The organism is Curtobacterium sp. MCLR17_045 (genome assembly GCF_003234405.1).
GTDB lineage: Bacteria > Actinomycetota > Actinomycetes > Actinomycetales > Microbacteriaceae > Curtobacterium > Curtobacterium flaccumfaciens.
In genome coordinates this window covers 25356-39602 of sequence record NZ_QKTB01000006.1, presented here as the reverse complement: position 1 = coordinate 39602, position 14247 = coordinate 25356, and the positions used below count along the sequence as shown (strand labels likewise).

The 14247-nt window shown below is 71.4% G+C and carries 15 protein-coding genes; 10 read left to right on the top strand and 5 right to left on the bottom strand.

The window, feature by feature from the left end; genetic code table 11:
* Positions 1-123 precede the first annotated feature (123 nt).
* The 4 genes from DEJ05_RS06175 to DEJ05_RS06160 are packed head-to-tail and all read left to right on the top strand — an operon-like array spanning position 124 to position 4188.
* Positions 124-1167, top strand: coding sequence for a glycosyltransferase family 2 protein (locus tag DEJ05_RS06175; RefSeq protein WP_111029537.1), 1044 nt, complete (start codon positions 124-126; stop codon positions 1165-1167).
* A gap of 4 nt (positions 1168-1171) precedes the next feature.
* A complete protein-coding gene (locus DEJ05_RS06170) occupies positions 1172-1993 on the top strand; it encodes a CDP-alcohol phosphatidyltransferase family protein (RefSeq protein WP_110864465.1) in 822 nt (273 codons plus the stop codon).
* 44 nt (positions 1994-2037) lie between these two features.
* Positions 2038-2913: a glycosyltransferase family 2 protein gene (locus tag DEJ05_RS06165; RefSeq protein ID WP_111110054.1), complete on the top strand. Its 876-nt coding sequence runs from the start codon at positions 2038-2040 to the stop codon at positions 2911-2913.
* Positions 2914-2955: 42 nt separating this feature from the next.
* Positions 2956-4188: a CDP-glycerol glycerophosphotransferase family protein gene (locus DEJ05_RS06160; RefSeq protein ID WP_111029536.1), complete on the top strand. Its 1233-nt coding sequence runs from the start codon at positions 2956-2958 to the stop codon at positions 4186-4188.
* Between the two features lie 47 nt (positions 4189-4235).
* Here the strand turns inward: DEJ05_RS06160 and DEJ05_RS06155 are convergent, their stop codons facing one another.
* From DEJ05_RS06155 to DEJ05_RS06140, 4 genes are all read right to left on the bottom strand, one after another.
* The gene (locus tag DEJ05_RS06155; RefSeq protein WP_071405447.1) at positions 4236-4538 is read right to left on the bottom strand and encodes a hypothetical protein; all 303 of its coding nucleotides are present in this window, start codon (positions 4536-4538) and stop codon (positions 4236-4238) included.
* Between the two features lie 116 nt (positions 4539-4654).
* On the bottom strand, positions 4655-5425 hold the full coding sequence (locus tag DEJ05_RS06150; protein ID WP_111029535.1) for an ABC transporter ATP-binding protein: 771 nt from the start codon (positions 5423-5425) through the stop codon (positions 4655-4657).
* Positions 5425-6249: an ABC transporter permease gene (locus DEJ05_RS06145; RefSeq protein ID WP_084741093.1), complete on the bottom strand. Its 825-nt coding sequence runs from the start codon at positions 6247-6249 to the stop codon at positions 5425-5427. Before DEJ05_RS06145 ends, DEJ05_RS06150 begins: the two co-directional genes overlap by 1 nt.
* Before the next feature lie 44 nt (positions 6250-6293).
* Complete coding sequence (locus tag DEJ05_RS06140) at positions 6294-6989, bottom strand: NTP transferase domain-containing protein (RefSeq protein WP_017887019.1); 696 nt, start codon at positions 6987-6989, stop codon at positions 6294-6296.
* A 297-nt stretch (positions 6990-7286) separates the two neighbouring features.
* On the opposite strand from DEJ05_RS06140, the gene DEJ05_RS06135 reads away from it, so the two are divergent.
* The 3 genes from DEJ05_RS06135 (at position 7287) to DEJ05_RS06125 (ending at position 10495) form a co-directional block, all read left to right on the top strand.
* Positions 7287-8558 carry an ABC transporter ATP-binding protein gene (locus tag DEJ05_RS06135; RefSeq protein WP_258376099.1) on the top strand — a complete coding sequence of 424 codons (1272 nt, stop codon included), beginning with the start codon at positions 7287-7289 and terminating at the stop codon, positions 8556-8558.
* Positions 8534-10105, top strand: a complete 1572-nt coding sequence (locus DEJ05_RS06130; protein WP_111110016.1) for an ABC transporter permease — start codon at positions 8534-8536, stop codon at positions 10103-10105. Before DEJ05_RS06135 ends, DEJ05_RS06130 begins: the two co-directional genes overlap by 25 nt.
* A gap of 129 nt (positions 10106-10234) precedes the next feature.
* A complete protein-coding gene (locus tag DEJ05_RS06125) occupies positions 10235-10495 on the top strand; it encodes a DUF3039 domain-containing protein (RefSeq protein ID WP_099051947.1) in 261 nt (86 codons plus the stop codon).
* 170 nt (positions 10496-10665) lie between these two features.
* Here DEJ05_RS06125 and DEJ05_RS06120 read toward each other — a convergent pair whose 3' ends face one another.
* Entirely contained in the window at positions 10666-11955 is a 1290-nt protein-coding gene (locus DEJ05_RS06120) for a nicotinate phosphoribosyltransferase (protein ID WP_111029532.1), read from the bottom strand.
* A gap of 115 nt (positions 11956-12070) precedes the next feature.
* Between DEJ05_RS06120 and murI the strand changes: the two genes are divergently transcribed.
* The 3 genes from murI to rdgB are packed head-to-tail and all read left to right on the top strand — an operon-like array spanning position 12071 to position 14240.
* Complete coding sequence (murI, locus tag DEJ05_RS06115; RefSeq protein ID WP_111022679.1) at positions 12071-12916, top strand: glutamate racemase; 846 nt, start codon at positions 12071-12073, stop codon at positions 12914-12916.
* Positions 12913-13650, top strand: coding sequence for a ribonuclease PH (gene rph, locus DEJ05_RS06110; protein ID WP_027464601.1), 738 nt, complete (start codon positions 12913-12915; stop codon positions 13648-13650). Before murI ends, rph begins: the two co-directional genes overlap by 4 nt.
* Positions 13647-14240 carry an RdgB/HAM1 family non-canonical purine NTP pyrophosphatase gene (gene rdgB, locus DEJ05_RS06105; RefSeq protein ID WP_027464602.1) on the top strand — a complete coding sequence of 198 codons (594 nt, stop codon included), beginning with the start codon at positions 13647-13649 and terminating at the stop codon, positions 14238-14240. Before rph ends, rdgB begins: the two co-directional genes overlap by 4 nt.
* Positions 14241-14247: the final 7 nt, after the last annotated feature.

Below are 14247 nucleotides of genomic sequence, written 5' to 3'. Positions count from 1 at the left end.
CACGGGGCGCGTCCCGCGTCGACGCAGGTGGGCGGTTCGGCCTCTTGATAGGCTCATGGTCGCTCTGCGGGGCGGCACCGCCCCGGTGCGTCCCGTGCCGCCAGCCAGCACCCCGAGGTACGCATGCAGTCAGACGGACAGCCCCTGCCGGGCGTCTCGTACGTGATGCCCGTGCTCAACGAGGTCACCGAGGTCCGGGCCGCCGTCGGCAGCCTGCTCGACCAGGACTACACGGGCCCGTTCGAGGTCATCCTCGCGCTCGGGCCGTCGATCGACGGCACGAACGAGCTCGTCGCCGAGATGAGCGCTGCCGACCCCCGGATCCGCGCGATCGACAACCCCGTCGGGTCGACGCCCGCCGGGCTGAACGTCGCGATCCGTGCTTCCGTGCACCCCGTCGTCATCCGGGTCGACGCGCACTCGGTCCTGCCCACCGACTACACGCGCATCGCGGTGCACACGCTCCTCGAGTCCGGTGCGGACAACGTCGGCGGCATCATGCGCGCCGAGGGCCGGACCCCCTTCGAGCGGGCCGTCGCCCTGGCCTACGGCAGCCGTGTCGGGCTCGGTGGCACCCCGCACCACGTCGGCGGCACCGCGGGCCCGGCCGAGACCGCCTACCTCGGCGTGTTCCGACGCGAGCGGCTGTTCGACGTCGGACTCTTCGACGAGGGCATCAAGCGCGGACAGGACTGGGAACTCAACCGGCGGCTGCGCCAGACCGGTGGGACCGTCTGGTTCACGCCCGAACTCGTCGTCACGTACCGCCCGCGGCCGAGCCTGAAGCGCCTGGTGCGGCAGTTCGTCGCCACCGGGCTGTGGCGCGGCGAGCTCGCCCGTCGGTTCCCGGCGAACAACGGCCTGCGCTACTTCGTGCCGCCGGCCATGGTGGCGGCGATGGCACTGGGCATCGTCGCCGGGCTCGTCGGCGTCGTCGGCGCCGTGCTCGGTACGCCGCTCGCCTGGGCGCTGCTCGGGTTCGTGGTGCCCGTCGTCTACCTGCTCTTCGTCGTCCTGGGGTCGATCGCCGTGGCGCGCCGCTCCGGGCTGCCGACGCTCCTCTGGCTGCTCGTCGTGCTGCCCTGCATCCACGTGGGCTGGGGGCTCGGGTTCATCATCGGGTTCCTGACCCGCACGTCCGAGCTGACCACCCACACGGGACGGTGACCGAATGACCGACCAGCCCACGACCGGCCGCGGATCTGCACGGCCGACCTCGATCGCCGAGCTCCGGGCCGTCGCCCAGCCGGACGAGGTCCGTGCCCGCGCCAACGCCGAGCACTGGACGGCCTCGCTGTACCTGCGCGACGTCTCGCCGTACCTGACCTGGGTGCTCCTGAAGACCCGTGTCAGCGCGAACCAGGTCACCGGCCTGATGATCCTGGTGGGCTGGAGCGTCGCTGCCGCCCTCCTCATCCCTGGCATCTGGGGCGCCGCGCTGGCGCTCGTGCTCGGCCAGCTGCAGATGCTCGTCGACTGCTCCGACGGCGAGGTCGCCCGGTGGCGCGGCACCAAGTCGCCCGCCGGGGTGTTCCTCGACAAGGTGGGGCACTACACGACCGAGGGCCTGATCCCGGTCGCGCTCGGCATCCGGGCAGCCACCTGGCCGATCCACGACGCCGACTGGATGTGGACCACGATCGGCTGCGCACTCGGACTGGTCATCGTGCTGAACAAGGCCCTCAACGACATGGTGCACGTGGCCCGCGCGAACGCCGGGCTCGACAAGCTCGTCGACCGACGGGACGCCTCCACCGCGCCGTCGGGTCGGAAGCTCGCCTCGCTCCGCCGTCTGGCGAAGTTCCTGCCGTTCCACCGCCTGTACCACTCGGTCGAGCTGAGCATGCTCGCGTTCGTCTTCGCCCTGCTCGCCCTGGTGATCGGCGACCCGCTCGCCAGCCGGATCCTGGTCGGTGCGCTGTTGCCGCTCGCCGTGCTCGCGACGGTCGGGCACTTCCTGGCGATCATCGCCTCGAAGCGGGTCAAGGCGTGACCGAGGACACGACCGTGCCCGGAACGCTGCGCCGCCACGCGGTGGTGCACCGCGGACGACCGCGCGTCGCCGTCGTGAGCCTGTCGCAGGGCACCCGGCCGGACGACCTGCGCCGCGGGCTGGACAGCGTGCTCGCGCAGCAGGACGTCGAGCTCGACGTCGTCTGCGTCGGCAACGGCTGGGCGCCGACCGGGCTGCCGGACGGCGTTCGGGCGCTGGCCCTGCCCGAGAACGTCGGGATCCCGGCCGGGCGCAACGCCGGGGCCGAGGTCGTCGACGGCGACTACGTGTTCTTCCTCGACGACGATGCGTCGGTGCCGTCGCCGACGTTCCTGCGCGACGCGATCGCGGTGCTCGAGCACGATCCGTCGCTCGGCCTCGTGCAGCCGCGGGTCGTCGACCCCACGGGCGCCGCGAACCCCCGCCGGTGGGTGCCGCGGATCCGGAAGGGCGAGCCGGACCACTCGTCGCCGGTCTTCTCGGTCTGGGAAGGCGCCGTCGTGCTGCCGATGGACGTGTACCGGGCCGTCGGCGGCTGGGGTGCCGAGTACTTCTACGCCCACGAGGGCATCGAGCTCGCCTGGCGCGTCTGGGACGCCGGCCGTCGGACCTGGTACGCCGGGGACCTCGTCGCGCACCACCCCGCGATCGACCCGGCGCGGCACACCGAGTACTACCGGTTGAACGCCCGGAACCGGGTGTGGCTCGCTCGGCGCAACCTGCCGACGGTGCTGCGACCGCTGTACGTGGGGTCGTGGGCCGCGATCCAGATCGCGCGCTGGTGGCGTCACCCCCGCCGACTGGCCACCTGGTTCGGTGGGATCCGTGAAGGATGGACGACCGACTGCGGTCCGGTCCGCCCGATGGGCTGGCTCACAGTCGCACGGATGACCATCGCAGGGCGGCCGCCGGTCGTCTGACCCGCCCGCCCCGTACCGCCCGAGCAGACCCGGAGAAGGACCATGTCGATCATCAGCGACCTGCGGACCGCACTGCGGCTCGTCGAGCGACTCCTGACGTCGCGCCGGAGCCGGCGGCAGCTCGCGCAGCGACTGCCATCCGCGCCGAAGCCGACGCCCGGTTCGGTCGAGATCGCCGTGTACTTCGCCGACGGTCCGGTCAACATGTACCAGGTGCGCCAGTGGTACGCGCCGCTGGCCGAACTCGCGAAGACGCACCCGGTGGCGATCGTCTCGCGGAGTCCGGGCACCATGCTGACCCTGCTCGACGAGTCGCCCGTGCCCGCGGTCTACGCCCGGCAGGTGGTCGACCTCGAGCACTTCGTCGACACCCAGGCGCCGAAGGTGGTGCTGTACGTCAACCAGAACGCCCGCAACTTCCAGATGATGCGGTACGGGCGGATGTGGCACGTCTTCGTCAACCACGGCGAGAGCGACAAGATGTACATGACCACGAACCAGTTCAAGGCGTACGACTACGCCCTGATCGCGGGGGACGCAGCGCGCGATCGTCTGGCCGAGGCGCTGTGGGACTACGACCTGGACGCCCGGACCATCGCGATCGGACGCCCGCAGGCCGACCACTTCGCCGGAGCGGCCCCGTACCCGGACGACGACCGGACCGTCGTGCTCTACGCCCCGACGTGGGAGGGCGACCGCGGTGCCGCAGCGTACGGGTCGATCGCGTCGCACGGCACGGTCATCGCCGAGCAGGTGCTGGCGTCGCCCCGCCACCGGCTGGTCTACCGCCCGCACCCGCGCAGTGGTGTGCTCGACCCGGCGTACCGCGCGGCGCACGAGCGCATCGTGGCGGCGATCAGCGCGGCCAACGCCGCCGATCCCGCCGCGCACCACCTGTACGACGACGGCGGTGACCTCGGCTGGCAGCTGGCGGACGCTGACGTCGCGATCACGGACATCAGCGCGATGATCTACGACCGGCTGGCGGTCGGCAAGCCGCTCATCGTCACGCGGCCGGTCTCGCCCGAGGCCGACGTCGACGAGCGGGGCTACCTGAGCGACGCGAACTGGCTGACCGCGGCGGACGCCCCGTCGGTGCTCGCCCGGGTCGACGCGGCCGCGAGCGACGCCGAGGAGCTTGCACGCCTGCAGCACTGGGTCGCACGGTACTTCGGCGACACGACCCCGGGTGCCGCCACCGAGCGGTTCCACGAGGCAGTGGAGTGGTTGCTCGAGCGGTGGCGGACCGTCGCGGCCGAACGCGACGGGCGCTGACGGCCGGTCGTCACCCCGGTTGCTCCGTGGCGCAGGTCGGCGCAGGGTCACGGCTGGAGCCCCGGCCCGACGAGTGACATCCGCCAGAGGTACTCGGACCGGTCGGGCCGACGCCACCGCACGATGACGACCCCCGTGTCCTCGGGGTCGGCGCCGAACACCGCCAGCGACAACGACCTGCCCGGGTCGAGGCGGCGCACCGCGAGCGGCGGGCAGTAGCCGTTGCCCAGATGGGTGAGGGAGAGCCCGTCGACCGGCTCGGGGCCGGTGTTGACGAGGTCGTACCGACGCGGTGCGTGCGATCGGTCGACGGCGAACGGGACGGCGTACGCGGTTGGTGGGTGGTGCATGGGTGGAACGTTAGGGGGAGGGTCCGACGGCGGGACCCCGGGGGCGCTCACGAGGGCCGGGGCTGTGGAGGGAGCCAGCGATACCGGTGTTGGTGCAGGGGGAGTACCCCGGCCGGTCAGGAGCCGTAGTCGGCCGCGTACCGGGCCAGCGCGGCCTCGATGGTGCCGTCGAGCTGCAGACGACCCTTGTCGAGGTAGAGCCCCCGGTCGCAGAAACGACGGAGGTCCTTGTCGCTGTGGGAGACGAAGAACAGCGTCCGGCCGCCGGCCAGGAGCTGCTCGATCCGCTTGTAGCACTTCTCGCGGAAAGCCTTGTCGCCCACCGCCAACACTTCGTCGACCAGGATGACCGGTTCGTCGAGCCGCGAGATCACCGCGAACGCGATGCGGACCTTCATGCCGCTCGACAGGTGCTTGTAGGGGGTGTCCACGAAGTCGGCGATCTCGGCGAAGTCGATGATCTCGTCGAAGGCGTCGCGGATCTCGGCCCGCGACATGCCGTGCAGACCCGCCGTCAGGTACACGTTGTCGCGCACCGTGAGGTCCCCGACGAAGCCACCGGTGATCTCGATGAGCGGGGCGACGCCGGCACCCACGTCGACGCGGCCCTCGTCGGGCAGCATGACCTGCGCCACGAGCTTCAGCAGGGTCGACTTGCCCTGGCCGTTCCGCCCCACGACGCCGATCGCCTCGCCCGGGCGGACGTCGAACGACACGTTGCGGAGCGCCCAGAACTCATCGGCACGCTTGCGGCGCCCGCGTCCGGCGAACAGGTCCTTGAAGTTCCGGCTCGCGCGACGGTTGCGCTTGAAGCAGATGCCGGCGTCGCGCACCGAGATGACCGGTGCGACGGTCTCGGTGCGACTGGTCTGGTCGGTCGCGGTCATCACAGCTCCTTCAGCACGCGGTGCTCGCTGCGGCGGAACACCGCGAACCCGATCACCAGGACGATGCCGGTCACGACCACCGAGGCGCCGACCTCGAGCCAGTCGAGCTGGCCGGGGAAGAACGCCGCGCGGTACATGCCGAAGATGCCGGTGAGCGGGTTGATCGCGGCGATGTCGCGCAGGGCTGAGGGCAGCGCGTGCGTGCCGTAGATGATCGGGGACGCGTAGAACAGGAACCGCAGCACGAGCTTGGTGGCGCGCTCGAGGTCACGGAAGAAGACCACCAGCGGGGCGACGATGAGGCCCAGGCCGTAGACCAGCGCGCACTGCAGCACGATCGCCAGCGGGAAGAACACGACCTGCCAGTGCAGGTGGGCACCCGTCGCGATCGCGAAGGCCGCCAGGACCGGCAGGCTCAGCAGGAACTCGATGCCCTTCGACGCGATGATCCGTGCCACCCAGATGGTGCGGGGGATGGTGGTCGAGCGGATGAGCTTCGATTCCTTGATGAACGCCCGGGTGGAGTCCGAGACGCCGCCGGTGAACCACATCCACGGCAGCAGCGCGGACAGCAGGAACACGATGTACGGATCTTCACCGACCGAGCCGCGGTGGAAGACCTGCGTGAAGACGAACCAGTAGATCCCCGACATCACGAGCGGGTCGAGGATCGACCACACGTAGCCGAGCGCCGACGTCGAGTAGCGGACCCGAAGGTCGCGGACGGTCAGCAACCACAGGGCCTGACGATAGCGCCGACCGGCGCTCCGGGCCTTCGCGGGTGCGGGAGCCACGGGCGCGGTCGGCGCACTCGCTGTGGTCACGGTTTCCCTCCGGGCGGAACCGCCGAGGGGGTCCTGACGGTGGTTCAGGCGAACAGGTTGTTCGCGCGCTCGAGGTCCTCGGCGAAGTCGATCTCGACCGCGTACAGGTCGGAGATGTCGATCGGCGTCCAGCGTAGCCCGTCCTCGGCGATGGCAGCCTCGATGCCGCCCTCGAAGTACTCCTGGTCGTCGACGCGCCCGAGCTGGCGGATGAGGGCCTGCTTGTCGGCGGCGGAGACGTAGTTGATGCCGACGGCTTCGCCGAGACCCCCGACAACCTGCTTGGAGAGCTTGTGGATGAAGCCCTCGGCGTCGACGGTGTACTTGACCTCTTCGTCGGAGACCTTGTCGGTGTTGACGCTGACGAAGGAACGGCCCTCGTCGATCATGTCGGCCGCACGGACGAGCGCCATCGGGTCGAAGACCACGTCGCCGTTCATCCAGAGGACACCGCTCTTGCCGGTCGCCTTGAGGGCACGCAGCAGGCTCTTCGAGGTGTTGGTGGAGTCGTAGGACTCGTTGTAGACGAAGTTCGCTTCGGGGAACGCCTCGACGATGTGCTCCGACTTGTAGCCGACGACGATCGTCACGCGGGCGCTCGAACCGAACGCGGCGCGGATGTTGTCGAACTGCTGCTGCATGATGGTGCGGCCGTCACTGAGCTCCGTGAGCGGCTTCGGCAGGCTGCGGCCGAGACGGCTGCCCATCCCCGCTGCGAGGATCACGATCTGCGTGGTCATGCTGGTCCCTTCTGGTGTCCGCCCGCGCACCCTGGGGTACGGGCGGGCCTCGTCGAGTCTGCGCTTCCAACGTCCGAGTTGCCCGAGAACCGGTCGCGTCGACGTGGTCGTCGCAGCGAGGAGGCTGCCGGGATCGCCTGCTGGAGCAGGTTTCCAAGTGGTGAACACTCCTTCGTGCCCTGGTGAATGATACGGAAACACCCCCTCGCGGGGTACGGGTCTGCGTGCTTCGTACTCAATTCGTGACCCTGGCCGCGACGGTTCCCGACGGTCGGAGAGCGTTGGTACGGTGGGTCGATGCCAGCGCGAGCAGAGAACGAGGACGTGTACGCCACGGCCGACGCTGCCTGGATGACCGAGGCGGGGGACGCCGACGACGCGGACACCGCCGCGGCTGCTGAGGACGACGCAGCCGACGACGACACGGGGGACACTGATGCGGACGACGCCGCCACTGATGACGCGATGACCGACGGGACGGCCGTCCGCACCGACGCGACGACGGCGACCCACCCGGACGACGCGACGACCGGCACCGACGCGACGACCGAGACCCGCACCGACGACACGACGACGGACAACCGCACCGACGACGCGACGGCCGCAGCGCCCCGCCCCGCGAAGGCGCGCAACGGCAAGGGACGCACCAAGCGCCCGACGAAGGCCGCCCCGCGGACCGACGCCGCGCCTCCCGTCCCGACCGACGCGGACGACGCGACGGACGTCGCGGACCGGGCGAGCACCGCCGCGCCCGCGGCGAAGAAGCGTGCGCCCCGCACCGCCGCCCCGAAGCAGCCGCAGACGCTCCAGCCCGTCGTGCTCGCAGCGAGCGGCCTGGTCAAGCGGTACGGGCAGACCCTGGCCGTCGACGAGGTCGACCTCGAGATCCGGCAGGGCTCCATCTTCGGCGTGGTCGGCCCGAACGGCGCCGGCAAGACGACGACCCTCTCCATGATCACCGGACTGCTGCGCCCCGACGCCGGCTCGGTGACGGTGCTCGACCACGACGTCTGGGCCGACCCGACGGCGGCGAAGCGCAGTCTCGGTGTGCTGCCGGACCGGCTCCGCCTGTTCGACCGGCTGACCGGTGCGCAGCTCCTCTACTACTCGGCCACGCTCCGTGGGCTCGACGGTGCCACCGCCCGGAAGCGCAGTGCCGACCTCGCCGAGGCCTTCGGGCTGGGCGAGGCGCTCGGCCGCCAGGTCGCCGACTACTCCGTCGGCATGGCGAAGAAGATCGCCCTGGCCGCGACCCTGATCCACTCGCCGCGGGTGCTCGTGCTCGACGAACCGTTCGAGTCGGTCGACCCGGTGAGTGCGGCGACGATCACGGAAATCCTGCGCCGGTACACCCGGGGTGGCGGCACGGTCGTGCTGTCCAGCCACTCGATGGAGCTCGTGCAGCGCACCTGCGACTCGGTCGCCATCATCGTCGGCGGCAAGGTCCTGGCGTCCGGCACCATGGCCCAGGTCCGCGGGCGCAAGAGCCTCGAGGACAAGTTCGTCGAACTCGCCGGCGGTCGTGTCGTCGCGGAGAGCATGGAATGGTTGCACAGCTTCTCCGGCTGAGGGCGGACCTGCTCGCGGGCGAGGTCCGCGGCACCGCCCGCCGGTCCGTCGCCGTCGTGCTCGGGAGCCTCGCCGGGCTCCTCGCCGCCGTGTTCGTCGCGTCGCAGACCATCGCCCTCGGTGACGCCGACCCGGACGTCGCACGTGCCGTCATCGTGCCCGTCGGCACCCTGATCACCTTCGGGTTCACGGTCGTGCCGCTCGTCGTCGGCCGGAGCGACCAGCTCCACCCGCGGCGCTTCGCGGTGTTCGGCATCGAGCGCCGTCGCCTGGCGATCGGACTCGTCGTCGCCGGCCTCGTCGGCATCCCGGTGATCGGTGTGGTCGTCGTCGCGGTCGGCCAGGTCGTCGCCTGGGCTCGCGACCCCGGTCTCGGGCTGCTCGCGGTGCTCGGCGGGCTGCTCGGCGTCGCCACGTGCGCGCTCCTCATTCGGGTCTGCTGCACCGTCGGCTCCCGGCTGATCGGGCCGGACCGCTCCCGCGACGCCGGGTGGCTGGTGGCCCTGGTCATCATCGCGCTCTCGATCCCGACGGTGGCGCTGCTGCTGCGCGTCGACTGGCTCGACCCGCAGGGCGCCGAGATGCAGCGCGTCGCGGACGTCGCCGGGTGGACCCCGTGGGGTGCCGCGTGGGCCGTGCCCGCCGAGGTCGCGAGCGGCCACGTCGGGCACGGTGTCCTGAAGCTCCTCGTCGCGGTCGTCGTCGTCGCGCTCCTCGCCTGGGCGTGGTGGGCACTCGTCGGCCGTGCGCTCGAGACCGTCGACGACCGCGCCCGCACCCGCCGCTACCAGGGCCTGGGCTGGTTCGACCGGTTCGGTTCGGCCCCGGTGTCGGCCGTCGCCGCCCGGGCGCTCACCTACTGGGTTCGCGACCCGCGGTACCGCACGTCGTACCTGATCATCCTGCTCGTGCCGATCGTCGTCATCCCGCTCGGTGTCGCCGGGGTGCCGTGGCAGTGGACCGCCCTCGTGCCGCTGCCGCTGATGGCCCTGATCGCCGGGTTCCTGCCGCACAACGACGTCTCGTACGACAACACCGCCGTGTGGCTGCACGTCGCCTCGGGTGCGCCCGGGTGGAGCGACCGGCTCGGCCGTGTCGTGCCCGTGCTGGTCGTGGGGGCGCCCGCGATCGTCGCCGGGGCCGCACTGTCCGCCCGGCTGTTCGGAGACTGGGCGGCGTTCCCGCTGCTCATCGGCGTGAGTGCGAGCGCGCTGCTGTCCGGGCTCGGGTTGTCGAGCGTCCTGTCCGTGCTCATGCCCTACCCGACGGTGCGCCCGGGCGACCACCCGTTCCAGCAGCCCCAGGCCGCCGGCGTCACCGCCACGGTCGCGCAGGCGTCCATGGTGATCGGCATCGTGCTCTGCACGGTCCCCGCAGCCTGCCTCGCGGTGCTGGCCGTCGTGCAGGGTCCGGAGCCCTGGTCGGTGCTGACGCTCCTGGTGGGCATCGGGGTCGGTGCCGTCGTGCTCGTGATCGGTGTCTCCGCCGGCGGACGCCTGTTCGACCGCCGCGGACCCGACCTGCTCGCCGCGGCACAGCGCAACTAGCGGCGCAGCGCAACGAGCGGCGCAGCGCAACGAGCGGCGCAGCGCATCGAGCACCGAGCGACTCCGCGCGACGATCGCCCAGCGCGGACGAGCGGCGCGCCCGAGGGCGGACCGTCGTACCCTGGACCCATGAGCATGACGGAACCAGGCGGCGGCCTCGACGTGATGGACCGGGAGCTCGAGAAGCTCCTCGAAGACGAAGCGATCGAACCCGGTGACCACGAGCGGTTCTCGCACTACGTCAAGAAGGACAAGATCCTGCAGTCGGCCCTGTCCGGCAAGCCGGTCAAGGCCCTGTGCGGCAAGAAGTGGATCCCGGGTCGCGACCCGGAGAAGTTCCCGGTCTGCCCGGACTGCAAGGCCATCTACGAGAAGATGAAGGCCGAGTAGCCGCGACCAGCAGACGGACGGGAGGCCCGTGGCGACGCCGCCACGGGCCTCCCGTCCGTCCGTCGGTCGCTTCGTGAGCAGCAATGGTCGCGTCCCTCACGCAGACCCGACCATTGCTGCTCACGAAGCGGCGTCGCGTGACGCGCGCGCCACGCGCGCGTGCGTGCGCCCTAGATCACCAGGGTGGGGATGGCGGGGTCGCCGCGCCCGATGCGCGACGCGTCTGCGGGCAGCTCCGCCTTCGCGCGCTTGTGGTGCGCGCGTGCGGCCTCGACGCCCTGCGTGCCGAGGAACGCCGGGTCGACCTCGCCGCCGGTGACCACGGGGACCAGCAGTGGCCGCTCGTCCGGGCCGACCTGCGCACCGGTGAGCACGATCTCGGCGGTGGCGACGCCGTTGCGGAGTCGTCGGCCCGCTTCCTTCCGGCCGCCGATCGACGCCTTGTCGGCCGACTTCTTGGCGACGGGGACCCAGTCGCCGCCGTCCGTGTCCCGGTGCGCGACGAGCTTGAACACCATGCCGGCGGCCGGGTGCCCGGAGCCGGAGACGACCGAGGTGCCGACGCCGTACGAGTCGACCGGGGCGGCTCGGAGCGCCGCGATCGTGTACTCGTCGAGGTCGTTCGTCACCGTGATCTTCGTGCCCGTCGCGCCGAGGCGGTCGAGCTGCGCCCGCACGGCGGCGACGACGGACGGCAGGTCGCCGCTGTCGATCCGGACGCCGCCGAGCTTGCCGTCGGTGAGCCGGACGGCCGTCTCGACCGCGGCCTCGATGTCGTAGGTGTCGACGAGCAGGGTCGTGCCGTTGCCGAGCGCGCCGAGCTGCGACCGGAACGCCTGCTCCTCGGAATCGTGCAGCAGCGTGAAGGCGTGCGCGGCGGTGCCCATCGTGGGGATGCCCCAGGTGCGCCCGGCCTCGAGGTTGCTCGTCGCGCCGAAGCCGGCGATGTACGCGGCACGGGCGGCAGCGACGGCGTTCCACTCGCCGGTGCGGCGGGAGCCCATCTCGGCGAGTGGTCGGCCGTCGGCGGCGGACACCATCCGGGCGGCGGCCGAAGCGATCGCGGAGTCCGCGTTGAAGATGCTCAGGGCGAGGGTCTCGAGCACGACGGCCTCGGCGAAGGTGCCCTCGATCTGCAGGATGGGGGAGTTCGGGAAGTAGACCTCGCCCTCCCGGTACGCGCGGACGTCGCCGCTGAACCGGTAGTCGGCGAGCCACGTGGCGGTGCCGGCGTCGATGACGCCGCGGTCGCGCAGGAACCCGATCTCCTCGTCGCCGAAGCGGAAGTCCCCGAGGGCGGTGAGGAAGCGTCCGAGCCCGGCCGCGACGCCGTAGCGGCGGCCGTCCGGCAGCCGCCGGGCGAACACCTCGAAGACGCATCGGCGGTCGGCGGTGCCGTCCTTCAGGGCGGCGTCCACCATGGTGAGCTCGTACTGGTCGGTGAGGAGCGCGCTGGTCACGTCTCCGACACTAGTGACGTGACCCTCGGGAGGCCCGGATCACCTCGGCCGCCCGGCGCGCGTGGCGCGCGTGGCCGCGTCGGTGCTGGTCGGCCTGCGTCGGTACGCTGGTGCCGTGACGGATGCACCGATCGGAGTCTTCGACAGCGGGGTCGGCGGCCTCACCGTGGCCCGCGCCATCATCGACCAGCTCCCGCGCGAGAGCATCCGGTACGTCGGTGACACCGTGCACTCGCCCTACGGCCCGAAGCCCATCGCCGACGTCCGCCGCTACGCGCTCGAGGTCATGGACGACCTGGTCGAGCAGGGTGTGAAGGCCCTGGTGATCGCGTGCAACACCGCCTCGTCCGCCGTGCTCCGCGACGCCCGCGAACGGTACGAGCAGGCGTACGGCATCCCCGTGGTCGAGGTCATCCAGCCCGCGGCCCGCGCAGCCGTCAAGCAGACCCGCACCGGTCGCGTCGGGGTGATCGGCACCGTCGGCACCATCGCGTCGCGTGCCTACGAGGACGCCTTCGCGGTCGCCGCCGACGTCACGCTGACCACCGCCGCCTGCCCCCGGTTCGTCGAGTTCGTCGAGGCCGGGGACACCTCCTCGCCGTCGCTGCGCGAGATCGCGGCCGGCTACCTCGACCCGATCCGTGCCGCCGACGTCGACACCCTCGTGCTCGGCTGCACCCACTACCCGCTCATGTCCGCCGCGATCCAGTTCGTCATGGGTCCGGAGGTCACGCTCGTCTCCAGCGCCGAGGAGACCGCGAACGACGTCTACCGCCGGCTCGTGGAGCACGGGCTCGAGCGCACCGCGACCACCGCCCCGACCTACTCGTTCGAGGCGACCGGCGACGACAAGAACGGCTTCATCCGGCTCGCCCGGCGCTTCCTCGGTCCCGAGGTCTCGAGCGTCGGCCACCTCCAGACGGGGGCCATCACGCTGCCCCGCACCGAAAGGACCCCATGACCGACAACCTCCGCGTCGACGGCCGTACCGCCACCGACCACCGTCCCGTCACCATCGAGCGGGGGTGGAGCACGCAAGCCGAGGGCAGCGCGCTCATCTCCTTCGGCAACACCAAGGTGCTCTGCACCGCGTCCTTCACCAACGGCGTGCCCCGCTGGCTCGCCGGCAAGGGCACCGGCTGGGTCACCGCCGAGTACTCGATGCTGCCGCGGTCGACGAACGAGCGCATGCAGCGCGAGTCCATCAAGGGCAAGGTCGGCGGCCGCACCCACGAGATCTCCCGCCTGATCGGTCGTTCGCTCCGCGCGGTCGTCGACACGAAGGCCCTGGGTGAGAACACCCTGGTCATCGACTGCGACGTGCTGCAGGCCGACGGCGGCACCCGCACGGCGTCGATCACGGGCGCGTACGTGGCGATGGCCGACGCCATCGAGTGGGGCCGCGCCAAGGGCTTCATCGCGAAGAAGGCCACCCCGCTCACCGACAGCGTGCAGGCGATCTCGGTCGGCATCGTCAAGGGGGAGCCGATGCTCGACCTGGCCTACACCGAGGACTCCGCCGCCGACACCGACATGAACATCGTCACGACGGGGTCGGGCAAGTTCATCGAGGTGCAGGGCACCGCCGAGCACGCGCCGTTCGACCGTGACGAGCTGAACGTCCTGCTCGACCTCGGCCTGGCCGGCAACCAGTCGCTCGCGGCGATCCAGCGTTCGGTCCTGGGTCTGGCGTGACGTCCCGCGAGGTGGTGCTGGCCACCCACAACCAGGGCAAGGTCGTCGAACTGCGCGAGATCCTCGGGTCGGCGCTGGGCGAGGGTGTCGAACTCGTCGGCTACGACGGCCCCGAGCCGGTCGAGGACGGCGACAGCTACGCCGCGAACGCCCTGATCAAGGCGCGTGCCGCCGTCGCGCACACCGGGTTGCCGGCGCTCGCCGACGACTCCGGGATCGCCGTCGACGCCCTCGGTGGTGCACCGGGCATCCACTCGGCCCGCTACGCCGGTACCCGCTCGGACGCCGACAACATCGCGCTGCTGCTCACGAACCTGCAGGGCGTCGTCGAGCGGACCGCCGCGTTCGTGTGCGCTGCCGCCTTTGTGACGCCCGACGGTCAGGAGCACGTCGTCGAGGCGGTCTGGAACGGGGAGGTGCTGACCGAGCCCGTCGGTGACGGCGGGCACGGCTACGACCCGGTGTTCCGGCCGGACGACGCCGACCGCTCGTCGGCGGAGCTCACCCGCGACGAGAAGAACGCCCTGTCGCACCGCAGCAAGGCGTTCCGCGGGATCGCACCGATCGTGCGGGAGCACTTCGGCGTCTGAGCGCCGG

Coding starts and splice junctions, on each gene's coding strand:
- DEJ05_RS06140 (WP_017887019.1), bottom strand. CDS start 6,989: ATGACCACGCAGATCGTGATCCTCGCAGCGGGGATGGGCAGCCGTCTC.
- DEJ05_RS06150 (WP_111029535.1), bottom strand. CDS start 5,425: ATGACCGCGACCGACCAGACCAGTCGCACCGAGACCGTCGCACCGGTC.
- DEJ05_RS06170 (WP_110864465.1), top strand. CDS start 1,172: ATGACCGACCAGCCCACGACCGGCCGCGGATCTGCACGGCCGACCTCG.
- DEJ05_RS06135 (WP_258376099.1), top strand. CDS start 7,287: ATGCCAGCGCGAGCAGAGAACGAGGACGTGTACGCCACGGCCGACGCT.
- DEJ05_RS06175 (WP_111029537.1), top strand. CDS start 124: ATGCAGTCAGACGGACAGCCCCTGCCGGGCGTCTCGTACGTGATGCCC.
- DEJ05_RS06160 (WP_111029536.1), top strand. CDS start 2,956: ATGTCGATCATCAGCGACCTGCGGACCGCACTGCGGCTCGTCGAGCGA.
- DEJ05_RS06155 (WP_071405447.1), bottom strand. CDS start 4,538: ATGCACCACCCACCAACCGCGTACGCCGTCCCGTTCGCCGTCGACCGA.
- DEJ05_RS06130 (WP_111110016.1), top strand. CDS start 8,534: ATGGTTGCACAGCTTCTCCGGCTGAGGGCGGACCTGCTCGCGGGCGAG.
- DEJ05_RS06125 (WP_099051947.1), top strand. CDS start 10,235: ATGAGCATGACGGAACCAGGCGGCGGCCTCGACGTGATGGACCGGGAG.
- rph (WP_027464601.1), top strand. CDS start 12,913: ATGACCGACAACCTCCGCGTCGACGGCCGTACCGCCACCGACCACCGT.